The sequence below is a fragment of the Streptomyces sp. NPDC042336 genome, from assembly GCF_055581985.1.
Genome location: NZ_JBVJEA010000008.1, coordinates 90111 through 113261, shown reverse-complemented (window position 1 = coordinate 113261; position 23151 = coordinate 90111). Strand labels below are relative to the sequence as shown.

At 73.1% G+C, this 23151-nt stretch carries 19 protein-coding genes and 1 riboswitch; of the genes, 6 read left to right on the top strand and 13 right to left on the bottom strand.

Going from position 1 to position 23151, the window contains the following annotated elements; genetic code table 11:
• Positions 1 to 62 precede the first annotated feature (62 nt).
• Positions 63 to 1469 (top strand): FAD-binding protein, encoded by a 1407-nt coding sequence (locus ACZ6IM_RS19120; protein ID WP_052839756.1) that lies wholly within the window; start codon positions 63 to 65, stop codon positions 1467 to 1469.
• A 32-nt stretch (positions 1470 to 1501) separates the two neighbouring features.
• Entirely contained in the window at positions 1502 to 2257 is a 756-nt protein-coding gene (locus ACZ6IM_RS19115) for a decaprenylphospho-beta-D-erythro-pentofuranosid-2-ulose 2-reductase (RefSeq protein WP_052839757.1), read from the top strand.
• A 7-nt stretch (positions 2258 to 2264) separates the two neighbouring features.
• Here ACZ6IM_RS19115 and ACZ6IM_RS19110 read toward each other — a convergent pair whose 3' ends face one another.
• From ACZ6IM_RS19110 to ACZ6IM_RS19100, 3 genes are all read right to left on the bottom strand, one after another.
• The gene (locus tag ACZ6IM_RS19110) at positions 2265 to 2843 is read right to left on the bottom strand and encodes a 2'-5' RNA ligase family protein (protein WP_052839758.1); all 579 of its coding nucleotides are present in this window, start codon (positions 2841 to 2843) and stop codon (positions 2265 to 2267) included.
• Between the two features lie 187 nt (positions 2844 to 3030).
• A complete protein-coding gene (gene trpS / locus ACZ6IM_RS19105) occupies positions 3031 to 4044 on the bottom strand; it encodes a tryptophan--tRNA ligase (RefSeq protein ID WP_469557695.1) in 1014 nt (337 codons plus the stop codon).
• Positions 4045 to 4837: 793 nt separating this feature from the next.
• A complete protein-coding gene (locus ACZ6IM_RS19100) occupies positions 4838 to 6289 on the bottom strand; it encodes a glycine hydroxymethyltransferase (protein ID WP_469557693.1) in 1452 nt (483 codons plus the stop codon).
• A 41-nt stretch (positions 6290 to 6330) separates the two neighbouring features.
• Positions 6331 to 6419, bottom strand: a riboswitch (ZMP/ZTP riboswitch).
• 204 nt (positions 6420 to 6623) lie between these two features.
• Here ACZ6IM_RS19100 and ACZ6IM_RS19095 point away from each other — a divergent pair.
• Positions 6624 to 8141, top strand: a complete 1518-nt coding sequence (locus ACZ6IM_RS19095; RefSeq protein ID WP_469557691.1) for a hypothetical protein — start codon at positions 6624 to 6626, stop codon at positions 8139 to 8141.
• Between the two features lie 6 nt (positions 8142 to 8147).
• Here the strand turns inward: ACZ6IM_RS19095 and ACZ6IM_RS19090 are convergent, their stop codons facing one another.
• From ACZ6IM_RS19090 to pdxR, 3 genes are all read right to left on the bottom strand, one after another.
• On the bottom strand, positions 8148 to 9332 hold the full coding sequence (locus tag ACZ6IM_RS19090; protein ID WP_469557689.1) for a glutathionylspermidine synthase family protein: 1185 nt from the start codon (positions 9330 to 9332) through the stop codon (positions 8148 to 8150).
• 10 nt (positions 9333 to 9342) lie between these two features.
• Complete coding sequence (locus ACZ6IM_RS19085; RefSeq protein WP_469557688.1) at positions 9343 to 9693, bottom strand: hypothetical protein; 351 nt, start codon at positions 9691 to 9693, stop codon at positions 9343 to 9345.
• Between the two features lie 78 nt (positions 9694 to 9771).
• Positions 9772 to 11157, bottom strand: a complete 1386-nt coding sequence (pdxR, locus tag ACZ6IM_RS19080; RefSeq protein ID WP_469557686.1) for a MocR-like pyridoxine biosynthesis transcription factor PdxR — start codon at positions 11155 to 11157, stop codon at positions 9772 to 9774.
• A 47-nt stretch (positions 11158 to 11204) separates the two neighbouring features.
• On the opposite strand from pdxR, the gene ACZ6IM_RS19075 reads away from it, so the two are divergent.
• Genes ACZ6IM_RS19075 through ACZ6IM_RS19065 form a run of 3 tightly spaced genes read left to right on the top strand, consistent with a single transcriptional unit; the run spans position 11205 to position 12873 of the window.
• Positions 11205 to 11714, top strand: coding sequence for a carboxymuconolactone decarboxylase family protein (locus ACZ6IM_RS19075; protein ID WP_469557684.1), 510 nt, complete (start codon positions 11205 to 11207; stop codon positions 11712 to 11714).
• A complete protein-coding gene (locus tag ACZ6IM_RS19070) occupies positions 11711 to 12157 on the top strand; it encodes a carboxymuconolactone decarboxylase family protein (RefSeq protein WP_052839765.1) in 447 nt (148 codons plus the stop codon). The genes ACZ6IM_RS19075 and ACZ6IM_RS19070 overlap by 4 nt, the downstream gene beginning before the upstream one ends.
• Positions 12154 to 12873 carry an isocitrate lyase/PEP mutase family protein gene (locus ACZ6IM_RS19065; RefSeq protein WP_469557682.1) on the top strand — a complete coding sequence of 240 codons (720 nt, stop codon included), beginning with the start codon at positions 12154 to 12156 and terminating at the stop codon, positions 12871 to 12873. Before ACZ6IM_RS19070 ends, ACZ6IM_RS19065 begins: the two co-directional genes overlap by 4 nt.
• A 3-nt stretch (positions 12874 to 12876) precedes the next feature.
• Here ACZ6IM_RS19065 and ACZ6IM_RS19060 read toward each other — a convergent pair whose 3' ends face one another.
• The 7 genes from ACZ6IM_RS19060 to ACZ6IM_RS19030 all read right to left on the bottom strand — a co-directional run bounded on the left by ACZ6IM_RS19060 (position 12877) and on the right by ACZ6IM_RS19030 (position 23010).
• Positions 12877 to 13827 carry an ABC transporter substrate-binding protein gene (locus ACZ6IM_RS19060; RefSeq protein ID WP_469557681.1) on the bottom strand — a complete coding sequence of 317 codons (951 nt, stop codon included), beginning with the start codon at positions 13825 to 13827 and terminating at the stop codon, positions 12877 to 12879.
• Between the two features lies 1 nt (position 13828).
• Positions 13829 to 15775, bottom strand: coding sequence for an ABC transporter permease (locus ACZ6IM_RS19055; RefSeq protein WP_469557679.1), 1947 nt, complete (start codon positions 15773 to 15775; stop codon positions 13829 to 13831).
• Positions 15775 to 16929 carry a quaternary amine ABC transporter ATP-binding protein gene (locus tag ACZ6IM_RS19050; protein ID WP_469557677.1) on the bottom strand — a complete coding sequence of 385 codons (1155 nt, stop codon included), beginning with the start codon at positions 16927 to 16929 and terminating at the stop codon, positions 15775 to 15777. Before ACZ6IM_RS19050 ends, ACZ6IM_RS19055 begins: the two co-directional genes overlap by 1 nt.
• The gene (locus ACZ6IM_RS19045; protein ID WP_052839770.1) at positions 16926 to 18458 is read right to left on the bottom strand and encodes a GMC family oxidoreductase; all 1533 of its coding nucleotides are present in this window, start codon (positions 18456 to 18458) and stop codon (positions 16926 to 16928) included. Before ACZ6IM_RS19045 ends, ACZ6IM_RS19050 begins: the two co-directional genes overlap by 4 nt.
• A gap of 54 nt (positions 18459 to 18512) precedes the next feature.
• A complete protein-coding gene (locus ACZ6IM_RS19040; RefSeq protein ID WP_052839771.1) occupies positions 18513 to 20042 on the bottom strand; it encodes an aldehyde dehydrogenase family protein in 1530 nt (509 codons plus the stop codon).
• A 277-nt stretch (positions 20043 to 20319) separates the two neighbouring features.
• Positions 20320 to 21309 carry a malate dehydrogenase gene (locus tag ACZ6IM_RS19035; RefSeq protein ID WP_052839772.1) on the bottom strand — a complete coding sequence of 330 codons (990 nt, stop codon included), beginning with the start codon at positions 21307 to 21309 and terminating at the stop codon, positions 20320 to 20322.
• 402 nt (positions 21310 to 21711) lie between these two features.
• Entirely contained in the window at positions 21712 to 23010 is a 1299-nt protein-coding gene (locus ACZ6IM_RS19030) for a helix-turn-helix domain-containing protein (protein WP_469557675.1), read from the bottom strand.
• Between the last annotated feature and the right edge of the window lie 141 nt (positions 23011 to 23151).

Genomic DNA, 23151 nt, shown 5'->3' with positions numbered 1-23151 from the left:
TTCAGGGACGGCCTGAATGTTTTGGAACTAATCATTCACATGGGGGCGATACGGTCACCGCCATGTCTGCCGACACCGTTCCCGACACCGACCGGGACCCCGGCGCCCACCACCCCGGCGCCGACTGGGGCACCGTCACCGGCTGGGGCCGCACGGCGCCCACCGGGGCGCTCGTCGTCCGCCCGCGGACGTACGAGGAGGCGGCCGTCGCCGTCCGGGACTGCGGGGTCCGCGGCGGCATCGCGCGGGGGCTCGGGCGGGCGTACGGGGACGCGGCGCAGAACGCGGGGGGTGCCGTGCTCGACATGACGGCCCTGGACCGCGTGCACGCCGTCGACGCCGCCGGCGGCACCGTGCTGTGCGACGCGGGTGTCTCCCTGCACCGTCTGATGGAGGTCCTGCTGCCGCTCGGCTGGTTCGTGCCGGTGACGCCCGGCACCCGCTACGTGACGGTCGGCGGGGCGATCGGCGCGGACATCCACGGCAAGAACCACCACGTGTCGGGGTCCTTCACACGGCACGTGCTCTCCCTGGAGCTGCTCACCGCCGACGGCCGGGTCCGCACCGTCGCCCCGGGCACGCCGCTGTTCGAGGCCACCGCGGGCGGCATGGGGCTGACCGGGGTGATCCTCACCGCGACGCTGCGGCTCCAGCCGGTCCAGACGGCGCTGATGTCGGTCGACACCGAGCGGGCCGCCGACCTGGACGACCTGATGGCCCGGCTGACCGCCACCGACCACCGCTACCGCTACTCGGTCGCCTGGATCGACCTCCTCGCGCGCGGCCGGGCGACCGGCCGCGCGGTGCTCACCCGCGGCGACCACGCCCCGCTGGACGCGCTGCCCGCCCGCTCCCGCGCGCGGCGCGCGCCGCTGGCCTTCCGCACCTCGCGCCTGCCGGCCGCCCCCGACCTGGTGCCGGACGGGCTGCTCGGCCGGACGGCGGTGGGCCTGTTCAACGAGGTCTGGTACCGCAAGGCGCCCCGGTGCAGCCGGGGCCGCCTCCAGCGGATCTCCACCTTCTTCCACCCGCTGGACGGCGTCCCGCACTGGAACCGGGTCTACGGCCGCGGCGGCTTCGTGCAGTACCAGTTCGTCGTCGGGCACGGCCGGGAGGAGGCCCTGCGCCGGATCGTGCGGCGCATCTCGGTCCGCCGCTGCCCCTCCTTCCTGGCCGTCCTCAAGCGCTTCGGCGAGGCCGACCCGGGCTGGCTCTCCTTCCCCGTCCCGGGCTGGACCCTCGCCCTCGACATCCCGGCGGGCCTGCCGGGGCTCGGCGCGTTCCTGGACGAGCTGGACGAGGAGGTCGCGGACGCGGGCGGCCGGGTCTACCTCGCCAAGGACGCCCGGCTGCGCCCGGAACTGCTCGCCGCGATGTACCCCCGCCTGGACGACTTCCGCGCCCTGCGTGCGGAGCTGGACCCGCGCGGGGTGTTCGTGTCCGACCTGGCCCGCCGCCTGTCCCTGTGACGCCCCTAGCCCCCGACCTGTCTGGAGCAGCCGTGAAGGACGCCTTCGGCCTCCCCCAGTCCCTCCTCGTCCTCGGCGGTACGTCCGAGATCGCGCTCGCCACCGTGCGCCGTCTGGTGGCCCGCCGCACCCGCACGGTGTGGCTGGCCGGACGCCCCTCACCCGCCCTGGACGCGGCCGCCGAGCAGGTGCGCGGCCTCGGCGCCGAGGTGCGCACGGTCGCCTTCGACGCACTGGACCCCGAGTCCCACGAGGCGGCGCTCGGCAAGGTGTTCGCCGAGGGCGACATCGACCTGGTGCTGCTGGCCTTCGGCATCCTGGGCGACCAGGCGCACGACGAGCGCGAGCCGCTGAACGCCGTGCGGGTCGCGCAGACCAACTACACCGGCGCGGTCTCGGCCGGGCTGGTCGCCGCCCGGTCCCTCCAGGCGCAGGGGCACGGCTCGCTGGTGGTGCTCTCCTCCGTGGCCGGTGAGCGGGCCCGCCGCGCCAACTTCATCTACGGCTCCAGCAAGGCCGGCCTGGACGCCTTCGCGCAGGGCCTGGGCGACGCGCTGCACGGCACGGGCGTGCACGTCATGGTCGTACGCCCCGGGTTCGTGCGGTCGCGGATGACCGAGGGGATGGAGGAGGCGCCGCTCGCCACGACGCCCGAGGCGGTCGCCGCGGCGATCGAGCTGGGGCTGCGGCGGCGCTCGGAGACGGTGTGGGTGCCGGGCGCGCTGCGGGTGGTGATGTCGGCACTGCGGCACCTGCCGCGGACGGTGTTCCGGCGGCTGCCGGTGTGAGGCGCGGCTACCGCGTCGGCAGGGTGCCGCTCCCCACGCGTCCGGCCTGCGGGGGCACCGTGGCGCTGCCGAAGGGGAACTCGCGCAGCTTGCGCCACACCGCGTCGGCGCCCTGCTCGTACAGCGCGAAGCCGGTGCAGGGCCACTGGGCCTCGTAGTCGGACAGCTCCTCGTAGGCGCGGTCCATCGCCGCCTCGTCGATGCCGTGGGCCACGGTGACGTGCGGGTGGTACGGGAACTGCAGTTCGCGTGGGACCGGGCCGGAGGCGTCGCGGACCCGCTTCTGGAGCCAGGAGCAGGCCGCCGCGCCCTCGACCACCTGGACGTAGACGACGGGCGAGAGCGGGCGGAAGGTCCCGGTGCCGGACAGCCGCATCGGGAAGGGCCGGCCGCGCGCCGCCACCTCCGCCAGGTGCGCCTCGATCGCGGGCAGTGCGCCGCCGTCCACCTCGGTCGGCGGCAGCAGGGTGACGTGCGTGGGGATGCCGTGAGCGGCGGCGTCGCCGAAGCCCGCGCGCAGCTGCTGGAGCTTGCTGCCGTGAGGCTCCGGGACCGCGATCGACACGCCGATCGTTACGGTCCCCACTTCGTCTCCTGTCGTCACGTGTCGCTCGTTGTGTGCCGGGTGTGGGACACCCGGATATCGACTGTACGGCCACCGCCGTGCCGTCGGCAGGCGCAACCGGGGTGATGTGCAGCGCTACGGCGGCGTGCCGGGGCGCACGGACGGTGCCGGGGTACCGCGGCGGCGGTGCCCCGGGCGGCGTCGCGGGTCAGTGCTTGGCGGGGAGGAAGCCCACCGCGTCGTACGCCCGGGCGAGAGTCTCGGCGGCGACGGCCCTGGCCTTCTCGGCGCCCTTGGCGAGGATCGCGTCGAGCGTCTCCGGGTCGTCCAGGTACTGCCGGGTCCGCTCGCGGAAGGGGGTGACGAACTCCACGACGACGTCGGCGAGGTCCGTCTTCAGCGCGCCGTAGCCCTTGCCCTCGTACTTCTGCTCCAGCTCCGCGATCTCGGCACCGGTGAGGGTGGAGTAGATCGTCAGCAGGTTGCTGACGCCGGGCTTGTGCTCGCGGTCGAAGCGGACCACGGTGTCGGTGTCCGTGACCGCGCTCTTCACCTTCTTCGCGGTGGCCTTCGGCTCGTCGAGCAGGTTGATCAGACCCTTCGGGGTGGCCGCCGACTTGCTCATCTTGGCGGTCGGGTCCTGGAGGTCGTAGATCTTCGCCGTCTCCTTGAGGATGTAGGCGCTCGGGACGGTGAAGGCGTCGCCGTAGGTCTGGTTGAAGCGGTCCGCGAGGTCGCGGGTCAGCTCCAGGTGCTGGCGCTGGTCCTCGCCGACGGGGACCTGGTCGGCCTGGTAGAGCAGGATGTCGGCGACCATCAGCATCGGGTACGTGAACAGGCCGACGGTGGTGCGGTCGTTGCCCTGCTTGGCGGACTTGTCCTTGAACTGCGTCATCCGCGACGCCTCGCCGAAGCCGGTGATGCAGTTCATCAGCCAGCCGAGCTGGGCATGCTCGGGGACGTGGCTCTGCACGAACAGGGTGCAGCGGTCCGGGTCGAGGCCGGCCGCGAGGAGCTGGGCGGCGGCGACGCGGGTGTTCTCGCGCAGCTGCTTCGGGTCCTGCGGGACCGTGATCGCGTGCAGGTCGACGACCATGTAGAACGCGTCGTGAGTGGTCTGCATGTCGACCCACTGGCGGACGGCGCCGAGGTAGTTGCCGAGGTGGAACGAGCCGGAGGTCGGCTGGATACCGGAGAGCACGCGGGGACGATCGTTGGCCATGTTCACCATTCTCTCAGGCTTCGCGGGGCGGTCGGGCACGGGTTCGGCACAGGGGGGCTCCATTGCGAGCCCGGTGGTGTAACGAGGTGGGGGACGGGAGGGGCGGGGCATGCGGTGGTGGGCGGGGGCGGCGGCCGCGGTGCTGTGGGCGGGGGCGACCGGGACCGCGGTGGCGGACGGTACGGCGCCGCCGACGGAGCCGGACGTCGCCGTGATCGTGTGGACGGGGACGGGGCGCACCACGTCCTGGCACGCGGGTGAGCGGGACTTCGACCGGCTGCGGAGCCTGCTCGAACCGTCGCGCCCGGAGACCGAGCCGGTTCCGCGGGAGTGGACGCGGGACCGCCGCCCCCCCGGTGGAGTTCACGGTGCTGTGGGGGCTGACCGGCGTAGGGGGGTGGCCGCAGACGGAGCGGGCGCCGGGCGGGGACGTGGCGATGCTGCGGCAGGACCAGCTCTTCCTGGCCGAGGACGGCACGCCGTGGGTGCGCACGGACCCGGCGCCGGACGTGGCGGACGACGACATCCGCTGGCACCGGGTGCCCCGGGACACCTACGCGTGGCTGGCCGACGAGGGCTTCTTCGCGGAGGACGGGACCGGCGCCCAGGGCGAAGGGGGGCGACGGCGGGCCGGACGGCGTGTGGTGGGCCGCCGCCGGGCTCGGGGCGGGCGTCGCGGGGACGCTGCTGGTACGCCGCGCGGCGGCCCGGTACCGTGCCGGGCCGCCGCGCGGGGAGCCGCGTCAGGAGCTGATCGACCTCTAGAGCCCCCGGGCCGGAGGCTCCCGGGCGCTCAGCCGAGGTCGATCTCCGGGTACAGCGGGAAGCCGGCCACCAGGTCGGTCGCGCGGTGCGAGATCTCGTCGGCGACCTTCGCGTCGAGGACGTGCGAGGCCTTGGACGGGGCGCCGGACTTGGTGGTGCCGGGCTCCGTCGTGGTCAGGACCCGGTCGATCAGGCCCGCGACCTCGTCCATCTCCGCGGTGCCGAGACCGCGTGTGGTCAGCGCCGGGGTGCCGATGCGGATGCCGGAGGTGTACCAGGCGCCGTTCGGGTCGGCGGGGATGGCGTTGCGGTTGGTGACGATGCCGGAGTCGAGGAGCGCGGCCTCGGCCTGACGGCCGGTGAGGCCGTAGGAGGACGCCACGTCGATCAGGTTCAGGTGGTTGTCCGTGCCGCCGGTCACCAGGGTGGCGCCGCGCCTGGTCAGGCCCTCGGCGAGGGCCCGGGCGTTGGCGACGATGCGCTGCGCGTAGTCCTGGAACGCGGGCTGCCGGGCCTCGGCGAGGGCGACGGCCTTGGCGGCCATGACGTGCGGGAGCGGACCGCCGAGGACCATCGGGCAGCCGCGGTCGACCTGGTCCTTGAGCGAGTCGTCGCACAGGACCATGCCGCCGCGCGGGCCGCGCAGCGACTTGTGCGTGGTCGTCGTCACGATCTGGGCGTGCGGGACCGGGTCGAAGTCGCCGGTGAGCACCTTGCCCGCGACCAGTCCGGCGAAGTGCGCCATGTCGACCATGAGGGTCGCGCCGACCTCGTCGGCGATCTCGCGCATGATCCGGAAGTTCACCAGCCGGGGGTACGCGGAGTAGCCCGCGACGATGATCAGCGGCTTGAACTCGCGGGCGGAGGCGCGCAGGGCCTCGTAGTCGATCAGGCCGGTGGCCGGGTCGGTGCCGTAGGACCGCTGGTCGAACATCTTGCCGGAGATGTTCGGACGGAAGCCGTGGGTGAGGTGGCCGCCGGCGTCCAGGGACATGCCGAGCATCCGCTGGTTGCCGAAGGCCTGGCGCAGCTCGGCCCAGTCGGCGTCGGTCAGGTCGTTGACCTGGCGGGCGCCGGTCTTCTCCAGGAAGGGCACCTCGACGCGGGCGCCGAGGACGGCCCAGAAGGCGACCAGGTTGGCGTCGATGCCGGAGTGCGGCTGGACGTAGGCGTGGCGGGCGCCGAACAGCTCGCGGGCGTGCTCGGCGGCGAGGGACTCGACGGTGTCGACGTTGCGGCAGCCGGCGTAGAAGCGGCGGCCGATGGTGCCCTCGGCGTACTTGTCGCTGAACCAGTTGCCCATCGCCAGCAGGGTGGCCGGGGAGGCGTAGTTCTCGGAGGCGATCAGCTTGAGCATCTCGCGCTGGTCGGCGACCTCCTGGCCGATGGCGTCCGCCACGCGGGGTTCGACGGCGCGGATCACGTCGAGGGCGGCGCGGTAGGCGGTGGACTCGGTCGAGAGGGGCTGCTGGTCGGACATGACGGCCTCCGGATGGCGTGGCTCGCGGCGTACACGGTTCACGGTTCGGCCCAGGCGCACGGCACTGTCTGCTCAGGGACCGCTCCCCGATGGTCCATCCCATCCCAGCGCGCCAGTCACGGTCCGCGGCCAGCCTACCGGGCGCGACGGGCGGGAGGCGTCGGCGTCCACCGACCGAGAAGGCCGGGAGGGAGTGGGAAAGGAGTCCCGTGCCGGCGTCCTCCCTCGATTAGGATGCGCTTTCGATCAACCGCCCCCCGGGGACGACGAGTACGGAGCACGCATCGTCCCTGCGCGCCGGGCGGAGGAGCTCGGCGATGGGGGATTCGGGCACATGCGGGTGGAGAACGGCGAGAAGAAGGCACTCGGAGGGCTCGGCGCACGGCGCGTCCTGCCATCCCGGCACACGGTGGCCGCGCTGGCGGGTCTGGTGCTGACGGCGGGGCTGCTGGCCGGATGCAGCTCGTCCGACGGCGCCGACGGAGGCGCCGGAGGCGGGGGCGGCAGGAGTGCCGAGGCCCCGGCGGAGGGCGGAGCGGCCGAGAAGGGTCCCGCCTACAAGGGGCCCGCACTGCCGGGGCTCGCCCGGCAGGCCGCCTGGAGCCTCCCGGTCGACGGCCCCATGAGCATTCCCGTGGTGCTGGACCTCGGCGACACGCTCCTCTTCGCCAAGGACGCTCAGGGCGACTACGTGTCCGACGAGACTCCGGACATCGAGGACGGACCGGCGGCGACCTGGCTGTACAGCTCGGACACGCCCGAGAACCTCGTCCTGGAGTTCAGGGACGTCAAGACCGGTGCCGTCCGCAAGGAGCTGCGGGTGAAGACCGATTCGGTCACCCTCACCACCTGGCACGGGGGCCGGCCGGCCGTCGCGGTCACGACCTCGACGACGACCGAGTCCGACGGGCTGACCAAGGCAAGGACCAGCACGACCGCCGCTCTGTACGACAGCGCGGGCGGCCTGCTCGGAAAGGCGGAGCTGCCCGAGCGGGAGGCGGAGGAGGACTCGTCGGACTCGAAGGTGAGCGCCGGCCGGAGCTTCATCGCCGAGGGCCATCTGGTCGAGACGAGCGGTGACACCATCCGGCTCACCCCCGTCGAGGGCGGCACCGCCCGCACCGTCCCCTGCGAGGGCTTCGAGAGCGGCTGCGGGTTCGTGCCGAGCACCGCGAAGGTCCTCGCCAACGGCGGCAACGACCTGTTCGCACCGCTGATCACCGACGGTTACTATCCCGGCTTCGATGACACCGGTCTCTCCCCGCGGATCAGCCTCTACGGCGTGGCCGACGGGAAGAAGGTCTGGGACAGCGCGAAGGTGACACCGCCCGAGGGTGCCTGGGTCCGGGACGACGGGAAGACCGGGGAGCTGTCCGTGCTGCGGGTCTCCGACGGCAAGGTGCTCACCGTGTGGGACGTGAGCCCCTTCGGCCGCAGCGGGGTCTTCGCCACGTACGACCTGGCCGGCGGTCCCGAGGCCGTCACCTCCTTCGAGGGCGACGAGGACGCGGAGTTCAGTCCCCGGGGCGATCTGGCCGCCCTCTTCACCGACGACGTGGCGTCGGTGGTACGGGTCGCCGACGGCAGGGCTCTGTGGTCCCAGGGCGAGGGCGAGAACGCCCTGGTGCCTCTGTGGTTCTCCGGTACCGGCAGCGTCCTGTACGGCAAGACCCTGGAGACCGAAACCCTGCTGGCCGTGGACGCCCGCACCAAGAAGGTCCTGGCCAAGGACCTCTCCGACCGTCTCATGCCCCGCTTCAACGGGCCGACCGGCTACGGCTGGGTCGGCGCGTTCAACGCCGGGCCGGGCGGCGAGGTGAACGGCTTCTTCGTCTTCCCGCCCGCGTCCTGAGCCGCGTCACAGGATCACGTGGGGCAGGAAGCGGGCGTACTCGTCCGTCACCAGGCCGGAGGACTCCCTGATGCCCAGGCCCGCCGACTCGTCCTCCACCACCCAGGCGCCCAGGACGACCCGGTTGCCGTCGAAGTCGGGCAGAGGGGCCAGTTCCTGGTAGCAGCAGGGCTCGGGGCGCGGGGCCGGGTCGGTGCCGGGGTCGTGGATCGTGACGCCGGCGCCCTCGCGGCCCAGGAGGGGCTTGGTGACCCAGCCGGTGCCGGTGGCCAGCTCGCGCGGGCCGTCCAGGTAGGCGGCCAGGAGGTTCGGGTGGCCGGGGTACAGCTCCCAGAGGATGGCCAGCAGGGCCTTGTTGCTGAGCAGCATCTTCCAGGCGGGCTCGATCCACAGGGTGGTGCCGGTACCGCCGCCGTTGTCCAGGGTGTCCAGGACGTGGCCGGCGAAGCGGTCGGTGGTGAGCCACTCCCAGGGGTAGAGCTTGAAGAGGCTGCGGATGAAACGCAGCTTGTTGTCGACGAAGCGGCCGGAGAGGCGGTCCCAGCCGATCTCCTCCATGGAGATCCAGTCGGTGGCCAGGCCGGCCTGCTCGGCGGTCTCCTTGAGGTAGGCGACCGTCATCAGGTCCTCGCCGAGTTCGTCGTCCGAGGAGTGCGCGAAGTACAGGGGGCTGCCCGGCGGGAGGAGGGCGGCCTGCTTCTTCCAGGCGTCGACGAGGCGCTCGTGGAGCGAGTTCCACTGGTCGGCGCCGGGGAAGCGTTCCTCCATCCAGAACCACTGCGGAGAGGCCGCTTCGACCAGTGAGGTCGGGGTGTCGGCGTTGTACTCCAGGAGCTTGGCCGGTCCCGTGCCGTCGTAGCGCAGGTCGAAGCGGGCGTAGACGGAGGGGAGTTCCGCGCGGCGGTGCCAGGCCTCGGTGACCGCGCGGACCACGCGCGGGTCGGTGATGCCCAGGTCGGCGAAGCGGTCCGCGGCGACGATGTGTCCGGCGGCCGCCAGGCACATGCGGTGCAGTTCCTCGACGACCTCCTCCAGCGCCTCGACCTCCGGCAGGGAGAAGACGTAGTAGGCGCTCTCGTCCCAGTAGGGGCGCAGGGAGTCGTCCGGGTAGCGGGTCAGGGGGTAGATCAGCCCCTGCTCCTCGACGGTCTGCTGCCAGCCGGGGCGGGGTTCGGTGGTACGGCGTTCCACGGCCCGGTCCTCAACCGCCGCCGCTGCCGGAGCCCGAGCAGCCGAAGCCGCCCCGGTCGACGGCCTCGGACCGGCTGAAGGTGCCGGAGTCGGCCCAGCCGTTGCTGACGTCGGCGTCGTAGTACCAGTCGCCGTCCGTGGCGCGTGAGGTCTTGCGGCCCTTGCCGGTGGAGCTGCCGGACGAGCCGGACTTGCAGTTCTTGTCGGCGACGACCTTGTAGCCGTTGAGGTAGTCGTAGCTGTCGCGGTCCACGCACCTGCGGTCGGGGTCCGAACCGCAGGCGCTCAGGGCCGCCGCGAGCACTCCCATGCCGCCGAGCACCACGGTGCTCGACCGCAGCCGCCGCCGGGTCTCTGCCATGTCCTTTTCTCCCCGTTGTCCAAGCACCTGTACGACAGTTGGGCCGATCGAGTGTACGGCCCGCGCCGCGGGTGGACTCTACGGCAGCGCCCGGCACAGCGCGTCCAGGGCCCCCGCCCAGCCATGGTCGGGAGGGGTGCCGTAGCCGACGACCACGGCGTCCCGCGGTTCGGTCACGGCCTCGGGGTGCCGGAAGCCGGACAGGCCGTGCAGGGCGAGGCCCTGCCAGGCCGCCGCCCTGACCACCTGCTGCTCGGTGCCGGGCGGCAGCCCGAGGACGGCGTGCAGACCGGCCGCGATCCCGGTGACCCGCACCTCGGGCGCGCGGTCGGCGAGCGCCGCGACCAGGGCGTCCCGGCGGCGCCGGTAGCGCAGGCGGGCGGAGCGGACGTGGCGGTCGTAGGCGCCGGAGGTGAGGAACTCGGCCAGGGTCAGCTGGTCCAGCACGCCGCTGGTGTCGAGGCCCCCGCGGGACGCCGTGAGGTCGTCGGCGAGGCCCGGCGGGAGCACGGCCCACGCCAGCCGCAGGCCGGGGGCGAGGGACTTGCTCGCGGTACCGAGGTAGACGACGCGGTCGGGGTCCAGGCCCTGGAGGGCGCCGACGGGCTGGCGGTCGTAGCGGAACTCGCCGTCGTAGTCGTCCTCCAGGACCAGGCCGCCGGTGCGCCGCGCCCAGTCCACGACGGCGGCCCGCCGGTCGGGGTGCAGGGGCACGCCCATCGGGAACTGGTGGGCGGGGGTGAGCAGCACGGCGCCCGCGCCGGCCGGCCCGACGGGGTCGGTGCCGCGCGCGTCGAAGGGCAGCGGGACGGTGCGCAGTCCGGCGGCGGTCAGCAGGTCGCGGTGCACGTGGAGGCCGTACGACTCGACGGCGACGGTGTGCACGCCGCGCGCCCTCAGCACGGCGGCGAGCAGGGTCAGGCCGTGCGCGAACCCGCCGAGGACCACCAGGCGTTCGGGGTCGGCGCGCACACCGCGGGCCCGGGCGAGGTAGCCGGCCAGAGCGGTCCGCAGCTCCGGGCGCCCGCGGGGGTCGCCGTAGCCGAGGGCGTCGTGCGGGGCGGCGGTGAGAGCGCGGCGGGCCGCCTTGAGCCACTCCGCGCGCGGGAAGGAGGCCAGGTCGGGCGTGCCCGGGCGGAGGTCGTAGGCGGGGCGGGTGCCGGCTCGGGGGCGCGGGGCCGACCCTGCGGGCGGGACGACGGCGCGGTCCGCGACGCGGGTGCCGGAGCCCTGGCGCGCGGTGAGCCAGCCCTCGGCGACGAGGTCGGCGTAGGCGTCGGCGACGGTGTTGCGGGCGATGCCTAGGTCGGCGGCGAGGATGCGGGAGGAGGGCAGGCGGGTGCCGGCGGTCAGGCGGCCGGTGCGGACGGCCTCGCGCAGGGCGTCGGTCAGCCCGCGGCGCAGGCCCGGCCCGGCCGGTTCCAGGTGCAGGTCGACGCCGAGAGTGGCCCAGGGATTCGCCATGGAAATGGACCATACCCCTGGGCTGCTTCGTTCCTAGGGTCGAGGGCATGACGACGCACCACGATGAGACGACGACCGCGGAGCACGCCTCCGAACTGCCCGTACGGCTGGAGTGGGCCAAGCACGCACCCGAGGTGCACAAGGCGATGATCCGGCTGGACACGGCCGCGCGGCGCGGGGTGGATCCGACGCTGTACGAGCTGGTGAAGATCCGCGCCTCCCAGATCAACCACTGCGCCCTGTGCATCGACATGCACAGCAAGGACGCCCTCGCGGCCGGGGAGAGCGTGGAGCGGATCATCCAGCTCAGCGCCTGGGAGGAGTCGCGGCACTTCTACACGGAGAAGGAGCTGGCGGCGCTGGAGCTGACGGAGGCCGTGACCGTGCTGACGGACGGCTTCGTCCCCGACGAGGTCTACGAGAGGGTCGCGAAACACTTCGAGGAGCCGGAGCTGGCGCAGCTGATCGCCGTCATCACGGTGATCAACGCCTGGAACCGCTTCGGCGTGACCTGCCGCCTGACCCCGGGGCACTACCGGCCGGGACAGCACGGATGACGGCCCGCACGCGGCTCCTGGACCGGGAGGTCGCGCAGGCCATGTCCGCGCTCAGCGCGGCGGCCAAGAAGGGGCTCGGCGACCCCGTGCTCGCCGAACTGGTGATGATCCGGGCCTCGCAGCTCAACCACTGCGCGTTCTGCCTGGACATGCACCTCACCCTGGCCCGGAAGAACGGGGAGAGCGAGCAGCGGCTCGGTCTGCTCGACGCCTGGGAGGAGGCCGAGGAGCTCTACAGCGAGCGGGAGCGGGCCGCGCTCGCGCTGACCGAGGCGGTGACGGTGCTGACGGAGGGCTTCGTGCCCGACGCCGTGTACGAGCGGGCCGCCGCGCACTTCCCGGACGGCGAGCTGGCCCACCTCGTCGGGCTGATCGCCGTCATCAACAGCTGGAACCGGGTGATGGTCGGCCGCCGCATCCCGCCGGGGGGTTACACACCATGAGCGAGGCCGGCACCTTCCGCGCCCTGCACCACGGCCGGGCTCCGGGCGACCCGCTCGTCCTGCCGGGCCCCTGGGACGCGGCGAGCGCCCGCGTCTTCGCTCAGGCCGGTTTCCCGGCGCTGGCGACGCCCAGTGCCGGGGTCGCCGCGTCGCTCGGGTACGAGGACGGGCGGACCCCGGCCGACGAGATGTTCGCGGCGGTCGCGCGGATCGCCCGGGCGGTCGACGTCCCGGTGTCGGCGGACGTGGAGGACGGGTACGGGCTGGCCCCCGGGGAACTGGTGGAGCGGCTGCTCACGGCGGGGGCCGTGGGCTGCAACCTGGAGGACTCCACCGGCGGGGTGCTCAAGGACCCGCGCGAGCACGCCGCGTGGCTGGCCGAGGTGCGGGCGGCGGCCGGGGACCGGCTGTTCGTCAACGCCCGGATCGACACGTTCGTCAGGGGCGTCGCCGACCCGGACCGGGCCATTGAACGTGCCGCGCTGTACGTCGCCGCGGGCGCCGACTGCGTGTATCCGATCGGCGCCCCCGTGGACGTGGTGCCGCTGCTGCGGGCCGGCATCCAGGGGCCGGTGAACGTCGTCGCGCGGCCCGGGGACGGCCCCTCGCCCGCCCAGCTCGGCGAACTCGGGGCCACCCGGGTCACGTTCGGGCCGGGTCTCCAGCGGCGCGCGGAGCGGGCGGTGCGGGAGATCGCGGCGGAGCTGACGAAGTGAGGGTCAGGACAGCCACTTCTTCCAGACGGACTCGTGGCCGTCCACCCACTTCTTCGCCGCCTCGTCGGGCCGCATCTTCCGCTCGGCGATCATCAGGGAGACCTGGTTCTGGTCCTCCGTCGTCCACTTGAACCTCTTGAGGAACTCCGCGGCCTTGCCGCCGTCCTCAGCGAAACCGGCGTTGAGGTACTTCTGCAGCGGGGTGACGGGGTAGGCGCAGTCGACCTTCGCCGGGTCGGCGTCGCAGCCCTCCTCGTACGGCGGCAGCTTCACCTCGGTCATCGGGATCTTCTCCATCAGCCACTGGGGGGTGTACCAGTAGCTCAGGAAGGGCTTCTTCTCCTTGGCGAACTGCTGCATCTGGGTGATCTGGGCGGCCTCGGATCCGGCGAAGACGACCTGGTAGTCCAGGTCCAGGTTCTTCACCAGGGCCTTGTCGTTGGTGACGTAGGACGGGGAGCCGTCCATGAGCTGGCCCTTGCCGCCGCTCTCCGCGGTGCGCAGCAGGTCGGCGTACTTGTCGAGGTTCTTCCAGTTCGTGACGTCCGGGTGCTTCTTCGCGAAGTACGTCGGGACGAACCAGCCGATGTGCCCGGTGACGCCGAGGTCGCCGCCGGCGGCGATGGTCTTCTTGTCCTGGACGTAGCGCTGTTCCTGCTCGGGGTGGCCCCAGTCCTCCAGGATGGCGTCCACGCGGCCCTGGCTCAGCGCGTCCCAGGCGGGGACCTCGTCGACCTGGACGGTGTCGACGCGATAGCCCAGCTCGTGCTCCAGCAGGTACTGGGCGACGGCCACGTTGGCCTGGGCGCCGACCCAGGACTGCACGGACAGGGTGACGGTCTTGGCCCCCTGGGCGTTGGCGAACGGGGACGCCTGCTTGGTCATGTCGGCGGCGCCGCAGCCGGTGGCCAGCACCAGCACGGCGGCGGCCGCCGCGATCCGCTTGCGGGACATCTCAGGCGCCCTTCTTCGTACGGCGTTCGGTGGGCTGGGTGACGCGGTCGAGCATCAGGCCGAGGCAGACGATCGCGGCGCCCGCCACCAGACCGGTCGCCAGGTCGCCCTGGGCGAGGCCGAAGACGACCTGGTAGCCGAGCGCGCCACCGCCGACCAGGCCGCCGATGATGACGACGGCGAGGACCAGGACGACGCCCTGGTTGACGGCGAGCAGCAGGGCCGGGCGGGCCAGCGGGAGCTGGACCTGGCGCAGCTGCTGGCCGCTGGTGGCGCCGAGCGAGCGGGCCGACTCCAGGGCGGCCGGGTCGACCTGGCGCAGGCCCTGGGCGGTGATGCGGACCACGGCCGGCAGGGCGTAGACGACCGCGGCGGCCGCGGCGGGCGCGCGGCCCACGCCGAACAGGGCGACGACCGGGATCAGGTACACGAACTGCGGCATCGTCTGGAAGACGTCGAGCACGGGCCGCAGCAGGCGTTCGAAGCGGTCGCTGCGGGCGGCGGCGATGCCGGTGGCGAAGCCGACGACCAGGGTCACGGCGACGGCGGCGAGCACCTGCGAGAGCGTGTCCAGGGACGGGTCCCACACGCCGAGCACGCCGATCGCGGCCATCGCGAGGACGGCGGTGAGCGCGGTGCGCCAGGTGCCGATCAGCCAGGCCAGGGCGGCGACGATCAGGAGTACGGACCACCAGGGCAGCCACTGGAGGCCGTCCCGCAGCGGGTTGAGGACCCAGCTGGTGAAGTGCGCGGCCCAGTCGGCGGTGCCGCCGACGACGGGGACGCCGGAGTACAGGTGGGCGGTCATCCAGTCGACGGCCCGGTTGACGGGCTCGGCGATGTCCACCTCCCATCCGTCGGGCCAGTCGAGGAGTCCGGCCAGCCGCCCGGCGAGCGCGACGGCCGCGGCGACGACCAGGGCGTACAGCCAGGTCACCGGGGACTTCCCGGCCTCGCCGAGCCGCTGACCCGCCGCTGCGGTCACGCGGTCCAGGACGACGGCGAGCAGCACGATCGGGATGCCCGCCGCGAGTGCCGCGCCGACGTCGACGGAGGCGAGCGCCTGGTAGACGCGGTCACCGAGGCCGCCGGCGCCGATGACGGAGGCGATGACGGCCATGGACAGCGCCATCATGATCGTCTGGTTGAGGCCGAGGAGGAGTTCCTTGCGGGCCAGCGGGATGCGGGCGGTCAGCAGCCGCTGGCGGGCGGTGGTGCCGAGGGACTCGACGGCCTCCAGCACCTCCTTGTCCGCGCCGCGCAGGCCCAGCGAGGTGAGCCGGGCCATGGGCGGGGCGGCGTAGACGACGGTGGCCAGGACGGCGGCGGGGACGCCGATGCCGAAGACCAGGACGACGGGGAGGAGGTAGGCGAAGGCGGGCAGCACCTGCATGGTGTCGAGCACCGGGCGCAGGACGCGGTCCATCCGGTCGGAGAGGCCGGCGGCCAGGCCCAGCAGGGCGCCCACGGCGACCGACGCGAGGACCGCGACGACCATGAGTGCCAGGGTCTGCATGGTGGGCACCCACATGCCGAGCAGGCCGCAGGCCAGGAACGCCGCGGCGGTGCCCGCGGCGAGCTTCACGCCGGCCACCCGCCAGGCGACCAGGGCGCCGATCGCGGTGACCCCGGCCCAGCCGACGGCGAGGAGGGCGAGGTACACGGCGCGTACGGCGAGGACGACGACGTTGCTGACGTGGCCGAAGAAGTAGAGGAACAGCGGGTGGCTGTCCCGGTTGTCGATGATCCAGTCGCTGGTCTTGCCGAGGGGTTCGGAGACGTCGACGGTGAGGGCGGTGGGCCAGGTGGTGCCGGGCCACTGCGTGACGGCTATGGGGACGAGGACGGCTGCCGCCAGGGCCAGGGTGAGGAGCTTGCGGACGGCTCTGCGGCTGAGGATGCCCGGCGGGGCGGCTTTCCGCGAGGCCTGTGCGGTGATCGTTGCCATCAGACCGGCTCCTCGCTGGTGCCGGGGGCCGGGGCGGTCGGCTCGCGGCGCGTGGCCGGTGCTGCGTCAGGGGTGTCCACAGCTACGTCGGCTACCACCGACAGCAGGGTCTCCGCGTCCACCACGCCCAGGCAGCGGCCCTCGTCCATCACCCGGGCCGGGGAGCCCGCCCTGGCCACGGCCTCGATGGCCTCCGAGACGGTGGCTCCGGGCCGGATCGCCGGACCCGTGCCCGCCTCGTCGGCGTTCGCGGCGGGGCGCATCGCCGTGCGGACGGTCAGGACCTGCTCGCGCGGGACGTCCCGGACGAACTCACGGACGTAGTCGTCGGCGGGCGAGCCGACGATCTCCTCCGGGGTGCCGAGCTGCACCACCCGGCCGTCGCGCATCAGGGCGATGCGGTCGCCGAGCTTGAGGGCTTCCTGGAGGTCGTGGGTGATGAAGACCATCGTGCGGCCCTCCTCGCGGTGCAGCCGGACGACCTCCTCCTGCATGTCCCGCCGGATCAGCGGGTCGAGCGCGCTGAACGGCTCGTCGAAGAGCAGCACCTCGGGGTCGACGGCGAGGGCGCGGGCGAGGCCGACGCGCTGGCGCTGGCCGCCGGAGAGCTGGCCGGGGCGGCGCTGCTCCAGGCCCTCCAGGCCGACCTTGGCGACGATCCCGGCGGCGCGCTCGCGGCGCTCGGCTCGGCCCATGCCCTGGACCTCCAGGCCGTAGGCCACGTTGTCCAGGACCGTGCGGTGCGGCAGCAGGCCGAAGTGCTGGAAGACCATGGCGGCGCGATGCCTGCGCATGGCGCGCAGCCGGGACCTGTCCATCGCGCGGACGTCCTCGCCGTCGATGGCGATGGACCCGGCGGTCGGCTCGATGAGGCGGGTCAGGCAGCGTACGAGGGTGGACTTGCCGGAGCCCGACAGGCCCATGACGACGAAGACCTCGCCCTTGCGCACGTCGAAGGAGACGTCCGCGACGGCGGCGGTGCAGCCGGTGCGGGAGCGCAGCTCGGCCGGGCTCAGGGCGGTGAGGTCCGGATCGGCGGGGACGCGGGCGGCCTTGGGCCCGAAGACCTTCCACAGGCCGTCCACGGAGAAGACCGGCGGGCGCTCGGCCACGGTGTCGGTGGCGGCGGCCGCGGTGGCGGGGGTCGCGCTCATCGGGCGTCACCGCCGATCAGCTCGACGGCGCGCTCGCCGACCATGAGGACTCCGATCATCGGGTTGACGGCGGGCATGGTCGGGAAGACGGACGCGTCGGCGATCCGCAGGCCCTCGATGCCGCGGACGCGCAGCTCGGGGTCGACGACGGCCTGTTCGTCGGTGGCGGCGCCCATCCGGCAGGTGCCGGCCGGGTGGTAGACGGTGTGGGCGACCTTGCGGGCGTACTCGCTCAGCTCCTCGTCGCCGGTGACGTCCGGGCCGGGGCAGACCTCGCGCTTGAGCCAGCCGGCCAGCGGCTGGGACGCGGCGATCTCGCGGGCGATGCGGATGCCGTCGACGAGGGTGCGGCCGTCGTAGTCGTCCTCGTCGGTGAAGTAGCGGAAGTCCAGGGCGGGCTTCACGGACGGGTCGGCGCTGGTGAGGTAGAGGCGGCCGCGGGACTTCGGCTTGGGGATGTTCGGGGTCATGGAGACGCCGAACTCGGGGCGCTCGTAGCCCAGTCGCTCCGGATTGTCCGTGAAGGGGATCTGGTAGAAGTGGAACATCAGGTCGGGGCCCGCGTGTTCGGGGTCGCGGCGCACGAACAGGCCGGCGTCGGAGTCCATCGCGGAGTTGTCCGGGATGGGGCCGTCGGTCTCCCACACGATCACCGACTCGGGGTGGTCGAGCAGGTTCTCGCCGACGCCGGGCAGGTCGAGCGCCACGGGTATGCCGAGGGCCTCCAGCTGGTCCTTCGGGCCGATGCCGGAGTGCAGCAGCAGACGCGGCGAGTCGACGGCGCCGGCGCTGAGGACGACCTCGTTCCTCGCCTTGACCAGGATCTCCTGGCCGTCCTTGGTGCGGACGTGGACGCCCGCGGCGCGGGTGCCGTCGAGTTCGAGCCGGTACGCCCAGGTCTCCAGCATCAGCGTGAGGTTGGCGCGCTCGTCCATCACGGGGTGCAGGTATGCCACCGACGCCGACGAGCGCTTGTTGTTCTCGGGGTGGTAGGCGAGGTCGAAGAAGCCGGCGCCCTCGGTGAACGGCTTCTTGTTGAAGCCCTCCACCCGGGGGACGCCCAGCGTGTGCTGCGCCGAGTCGACGAAGTCGCGGGCGATGGCGTTGCGGTCCTTCTCGTCGACCGGGACGATGTTGTTCTTCAGCCGGGCGAAGTACGCCTCCATCTGCACCGCGCCCCAGCCCTTGGCGCCGGCCGCCTCCCACTCGTCCCAGTCGGACGGCAGCGGCTTGAAGGCGATGAGGGTGTTGTGCGAGGAGCAGCCGCCGAGGACGCGGGCGCGGCTGTGCCGGATGTGCGAGTTGCCGCGCGGCTGCTCGGTGGTGGGGTAGTCGTAGTCCAGTTCGCCGCCGAGCAGGCCCATCCAGCGGCGCAGGGTCAGCACGTCCTCGCGGCCGACGTCGCTGGGGCCGCCCTCGATGACGGCGACGGTGACGTCCGGGTTCTCGGTGAGGCGGGAGGCGATCACCGATCCCGCGGTGCCGCCGCCGATGACGACGTAGTCGTAGACCTGGGTGGTTTCGGGCATGGGGGTACTCCAGTGGGGAGTGGGGACGGGGTGCGACGGGTGCGAACGGGCGGGTCAGCCGGCGAACCAGCGGACGGGCTTCGGCGCGAGGTTCTGGTAGACGTGCTTGCTCTCGCGGTACTCGGCCAGACCGGCGGGGCCGAGTTCGCGGCCGACGCCGCTCTTGCCGAAGCCGCCCCACTCCGCCTGCGGCAGGTAGGGGTGGAAGTCGTTGATCCACACGGTGCCGTGCCGCAGCCGGCCCGCGACCCGGCGGGCCCGACCCGCGTCGGCGGTCCAGACGGCACCGGCCAGACCGTACTCGGTGTCGTTGGCGAGGGCTACGGCCTCGTCCTCGGTACGGAAGGTCTCGACGGTGAGTACCGGCCCGAAGACCTCCTCCCGCACCACCCGCATCCCGCGGTGGCAGTGGTCGAGGACGGTCGGCTCGTAGAAGTAGCCGCTCTCGGGCCGCTGGGGCGACGGCTCGGGACGCTTGCCGCCGCAGCGCAGTACGGCGCCCTCGGCGAGGGCGGAGGCGACGTAGTCCTCGGTCTTGGCGCGCTGCTGCGCGGAGACGAGCGGCCCGCACTCGACACCGTCCTCGGTGCCGCGGCCGAGGCGGATCATCCCGGCGCGGCGGGCGAGTTCGGCGACGAAGCGTTCGCGGACGGACTCCTCGACGATGAGGCGGCCGCCCGCGGAGCAGACCTGGCCGCTGTGGATGAAGGCGGCGTTGAGTGCCTGGTCGACGGCGGTGTCGAAGCCCTCCTCGGTCCCGCAGGCGTCGGCGAAGACGACGTTGGGGTTCTTGCCGCCGAGTTCGAGGGCGACCTTCTTGACGGTGACGGCGGCGGCCTGGGCGACCTTGGTGCCGCTGGCCAGGCCGCCGGTGAAGGAGACCAGGTCGACGTCGGGGTGCTCGGCGAGCCGGGCGCCGACGGTGTGGCCGGGGCCGGTGACGATGTTCGCGACGCCGGTGGGGAGGCCGGCCTCGACGAGCAGGTCGATCAGGGCGATCGTGGTGAGCGGCGTGATCTCGCTCGGCTTGATCACGAAGGTGTTGCCGGCGGCGAGGGCCGGGGCGATCTTCCAACTGGCCTGGAGGAGCGGGTAGTTCCAGGGAGTGATCATCGCGCAGACGCCGACCGGCTCGTGCACGACGACGCTGTGGATGTCGGGCGAGCCCGCGTCGACGACCCGGCCGGGGGCCTCGCCGGCGACCAGGTCCGCGAAGTAGCGGAAGGCGTCGGCGACGCAGTCGATGTCGACGCGCCCCTCCTCGACGGTCTTGCCCGCGTCGCGGCTCTCCAGCAGGCCGAGCTCCTCGCGGTCGCGCACGAGGAGGTCGGCGACACGGCGCAGCAGGGCGGCGCGTCCGGCGACCGGGGTGTGCGGCCACTCGCCCGTGTCGAAGGCCCGCCGGGCGGCGGCCACCGCGAGGTCGGTGTCCTTCTCGTCGCCCTCCGCGACCACGGTGAACGGCAGGGCGTCCGCGGGATCGAGGATCTCGCGGGTGGCGCCGGAGGACGCCGCGAGCCACTCGCCGCCCGCGTGGATGGTCCGGTGGGCCCGCTCGGTCCGGGTTTCCGCTCTGTTCGCCATGGTGGGATGTGCCTTCCGTTCCTGGTCAACGCCCCTGTGTCACACACGTGTCACTCTCGGGGACCGTGAGCCCCTGCCCCACTGCCCCGTATGCATGCCGATTCGGTCGTCGAAAGTGCGGCGCATCACTAATAAAAGGGGCACATGCCGACCAGGTGGACAGGGATCCGGCGACAACCGCTACCGCGGGAGACGGGCGCCGGGAGGCCGGGAACGGGCACGGGCCCCGTTCCCGGCCGGAGCCGGGAACGGGGCCCGTGCGGGCGTCGGGGCGGGCTCAGATGAGGCCGAGACCGCGGACCGCCTCGCGCTCCTCCGACAGCTCCTTGACGGAGGCGTCGATGCGGGCGCGGGAGAACTCGTTGATGTCCAGGCCCTGGACGATCTCGTACGAGCCGTCCTTCGTGGTGACCGGGAAGGAGGAGATGATGCCCTCCGGGACGCCGTAGGAGCCGTCCGACGGGATGCCCATGGAGGTCCAGTCGCCCTCGGCGGTGCCGTTGACCCACGTGTACACGTGGTCGATGGCGGCGTTGGCGGCGGAGGCGGCCGAGGAGGCGCCGCGGGCCTCGATGATGGCGGCGCCGCGCTTGGCGACGGTCGGGATGAACTCGTCGGCCAGCCACTTCTCGTCGTTGACGGTCTCGGCGGCGTTCTTGCCGGCGATCGTGGCGTGGAAGATGTCCGGGTACTGGGTCGCGGAGTGGTTGCCCCAGATGGTCAGGCGCTTGATGTCGGCGACCGTCGAGCCCGTCTTCTTCGCGAGCTGGGTCAGCGCGCGGTTGTGGTCGAGGCGGGTCATCGCGGTGAAGCGCTCGGCCGGTACGTCCGGGGCGGCGGCCTGGGCGATCAGGGCGTTGGTGTTGGCCGGGTTGCCGACGACGAGGACCTTGATGTCGTCCGCGGCGTGGTCGTTGATGGCCTTGCCCTGCGGCTTGAAGATGCCGCCGTTGGCCTCCAGGAGGTCGCCGCGCTCCATGCCCTTGGTGCGGGGGCGGGCGCCGACGAGGAGGGCGACGTTGGCGCCGTCGAAGGCGACGTTCGGGTCGTCGGTGATCTCGATGCCCTGGAGGAGCGGGAACGCGCAGTCGTCCAGCTCCATCGCGGTGCCCTCGGCGGCCTTGAGCGCCGGAGTGATCTCCAGGAGGCGCAGCTTGACCGGCACGTCCGCGCCGAGCAGCTGGCCGGAGGCGATGCGGAAGAGCAGGGCGTAACCGATCTGGCCGGCCGCGCCGGTGACGGTGACGTTCACGGGAGTGCGAGTCATGGCGTTCTCCGTATGACAGCTGGCGGTGGGGCGTCCCGGCCCCGGGCGTTTGATCGATCTCTTGGTATCAAGAGATCGATCCAGCCGTCAGGCTATCGCGCCCGTGGTGTCCGGCACGTCCGGGTCGGTGTGGCCCGGCCCACAGGACCGCCGCCGGATCACCCGTGCGCGCGGAACCGGGACACGGGCCGGGCGCCGGAGGCCGGGCACGAGAAAGAGGCGGCCGCCTGTCCGGGAGAGGGGGGACGAAGGCGACCGCCGTTCGGGGATACCGTTGCCGGACTCCCGTGGGGGTACTTCTCGCGTGCCCGGGACACCGCGGAGCATGCCTGCCGCGGGCGAGATTTCTTCGCGGGCCCGCCGCCCGCGCCTTCGCGGGCCCTCCGCCCGCGCCTCTCCCGCCTACTTCGTGCAGCCCTGCTGCCCGGAGGCCAGCGTCGCGCAGGCGGTGGCGTCGGTCGCGGAGTCCACGGCGACCATCATCGTGTACGCGACGGTGTCACCGGCGTTGCCCACCGTCGCCCGCTGCTCGTTCGCACCGCCGGCGCTCACCTGGACCTCGTCGCCCTGTGCGGCCTGGGTGACGCGGGCCCACGCGGCACCGCAGACCTTGCTGTACCGGACCTCGACCGCGGCCGTGCCGACGACGGCGCTGGCGCCGGTGGTCACCAGGTCGCCGCCGCAGCCCATGACCTCGGGGTCCTTGCCGGTACAGGCGTCGCCGCCGCACTTCACGCCCGGCGGCAGCTTCGGTTCACTGCTCACGGTGGGCGACGGGGAGGGTTTCGCGCCCTCGTCCTTCTTGTCGCCGCCGTCGTTCAGGAAGAAGAAGGCGCCCGCGATCACGACGAGGACGCCGACCACGCCCGCGGCCAAGGTGGTCATCCGCTTGTTCCCGCCGCCCGGGGACCGGCGGGACGGACGGGGGCCGCCCTGCGGTGGCTCGCCGTACGTGCCCGACGGTGCGGTGCCGGGACCGGCACCGGTGCCGGCACCGTACGGCGCGGCGGGCGCGGCCGGCCCCGCCGCCTCCCCGGTGCCGGTCCGGGGCCCGGGGCGGGACGCGCGGTCGCCGGTCGGCGCGGGGCCCCGGTATCCGGCGAGGCCCCACGAGTTTCCGTCGGTCGCTCCGCCGGAGACGGGGACGGGGGCGGTACCGGGTCCGGCGGCGTCCCGGACCGCACCGAGCACCGAGTCGGGACTGTCGGCGGCCGTCGGCTGGGCCGGGACCGTCGGCGGCAGCGTGGGCGACACGCCCGCCGGCCCGGCGACCCCGGCGGCCGCGCCGCCACCGTGACGGCCCGTCCGGCTCCCCTTGCCGCTCCTGCCGCCGTGGCCCGAACCGGGTCCGGCGTTGCCCGACTTGGCCGTGGGCGTGCCCAGTTCGCCGAGCGCGGCGCGGGCCTGGGAGATCCGGATGGCCTCCATGGTCATGTCGTGGCGCATCTCCGAGCGGCTCCAGGCGCGCTCGGCCAGCTCCCACATGGTGGTCAGGTGGACGGGGTTGGTCTCCGTCACCTCGGCCAGGGCGACGATGGCGCCCTTCGGCGCCAGCAGCCGGCCGTTCAGATAGCGCTCCCAGGACGTCTTGCTGTAGCCCGTGGCGTCGGCCACCGACGCGACGCTCAGCTCGCTGCGGTCCACGAGCCGGCGCAGCTGACTGGTGAACTCCCTGATCTGCGGATCGAGTTCATCCGGCAAGGCCTTCCAACGAGGCACTGCTTCCCCCTCTTCCCCCGGTGTCGTGCTGGTCGTTCCCCCGCTGGGCCCCGCGCGCGGCGTCCCGCGCGGTGCCTGGTTCTGGCTACCCACAGGGATGCGCCCGGTCAGGATCCCAGTTCC

Bases quoted from the DNA above. Each gene is read 5' to 3' on its own strand.
- ACZ6IM_RS19120 (WP_052839756.1), top strand. From the start codon at position 63: ATGTCTGCCGACACCGTTCCCGACACCGACCGGGACCCCGGCGCCCAC.
- trpS (WP_469557695.1), bottom strand. From the start codon at position 4,044: ATGGCCAACGATCGTCCCCGCGTGCTCTCCGGTATCCAGCCGACCTCC.
- ACZ6IM_RS19100 (WP_469557693.1), bottom strand. From the start codon at position 6,289: ATGTCCGACCAGCAGCCCCTCTCGACCGAGTCCACCGCCTACCGCGCC.
- ACZ6IM_RS19095 (WP_469557691.1), top strand. From the start codon at position 6,624: ATGCGGGTGGAGAACGGCGAGAAGAAGGCACTCGGAGGGCTCGGCGCA.
- ACZ6IM_RS19085 (WP_469557688.1), bottom strand. From the start codon at position 9,693: ATGGCAGAGACCCGGCGGCGGCTGCGGTCGAGCACCGTGGTGCTCGGC.
- pdxR (WP_469557686.1), bottom strand. From the start codon at position 11,157: ATGGCGAATCCCTGGGCCACTCTCGGCGTCGACCTGCACCTGGAACCG.
- ACZ6IM_RS19075 (WP_469557684.1), top strand. From the start codon at position 11,205: ATGACGACGCACCACGATGAGACGACGACCGCGGAGCACGCCTCCGAA.
- ACZ6IM_RS19070 (WP_052839765.1), top strand. From the start codon at position 11,711: ATGACGGCCCGCACGCGGCTCCTGGACCGGGAGGTCGCGCAGGCCATG.
- ACZ6IM_RS19065 (WP_469557682.1), top strand. From the start codon at position 12,154: ATGAGCGAGGCCGGCACCTTCCGCGCCCTGCACCACGGCCGGGCTCCG.
- ACZ6IM_RS19060 (WP_469557681.1), bottom strand. From the start codon at position 13,827: ATGTCCCGCAAGCGGATCGCGGCGGCCGCCGCCGTGCTGGTGCTGGCC.
- ACZ6IM_RS19055 (WP_469557679.1), bottom strand. From the start codon at position 15,775: ATGGCAACGATCACCGCACAGGCCTCGCGGAAAGCCGCCCCGCCGGGC.
- ACZ6IM_RS19050 (WP_469557677.1), bottom strand. From the start codon at position 16,929: ATGAGCGCGACCCCCGCCACCGCGGCCGCCGCCACCGACACCGTGGCC.
- ACZ6IM_RS19045 (WP_052839770.1), bottom strand. From the start codon at position 18,458: ATGCCCGAAACCACCCAGGTCTACGACTACGTCGTCATCGGCGGCGGC.
- ACZ6IM_RS19040 (WP_052839771.1), bottom strand. From the start codon at position 20,042: ATGGCGAACAGAGCGGAAACCCGGACCGAGCGGGCCCACCGGACCATC.
- ACZ6IM_RS19035 (WP_052839772.1), bottom strand. From the start codon at position 21,309: ATGACTCGCACTCCCGTGAACGTCACCGTCACCGGCGCGGCCGGCCAG.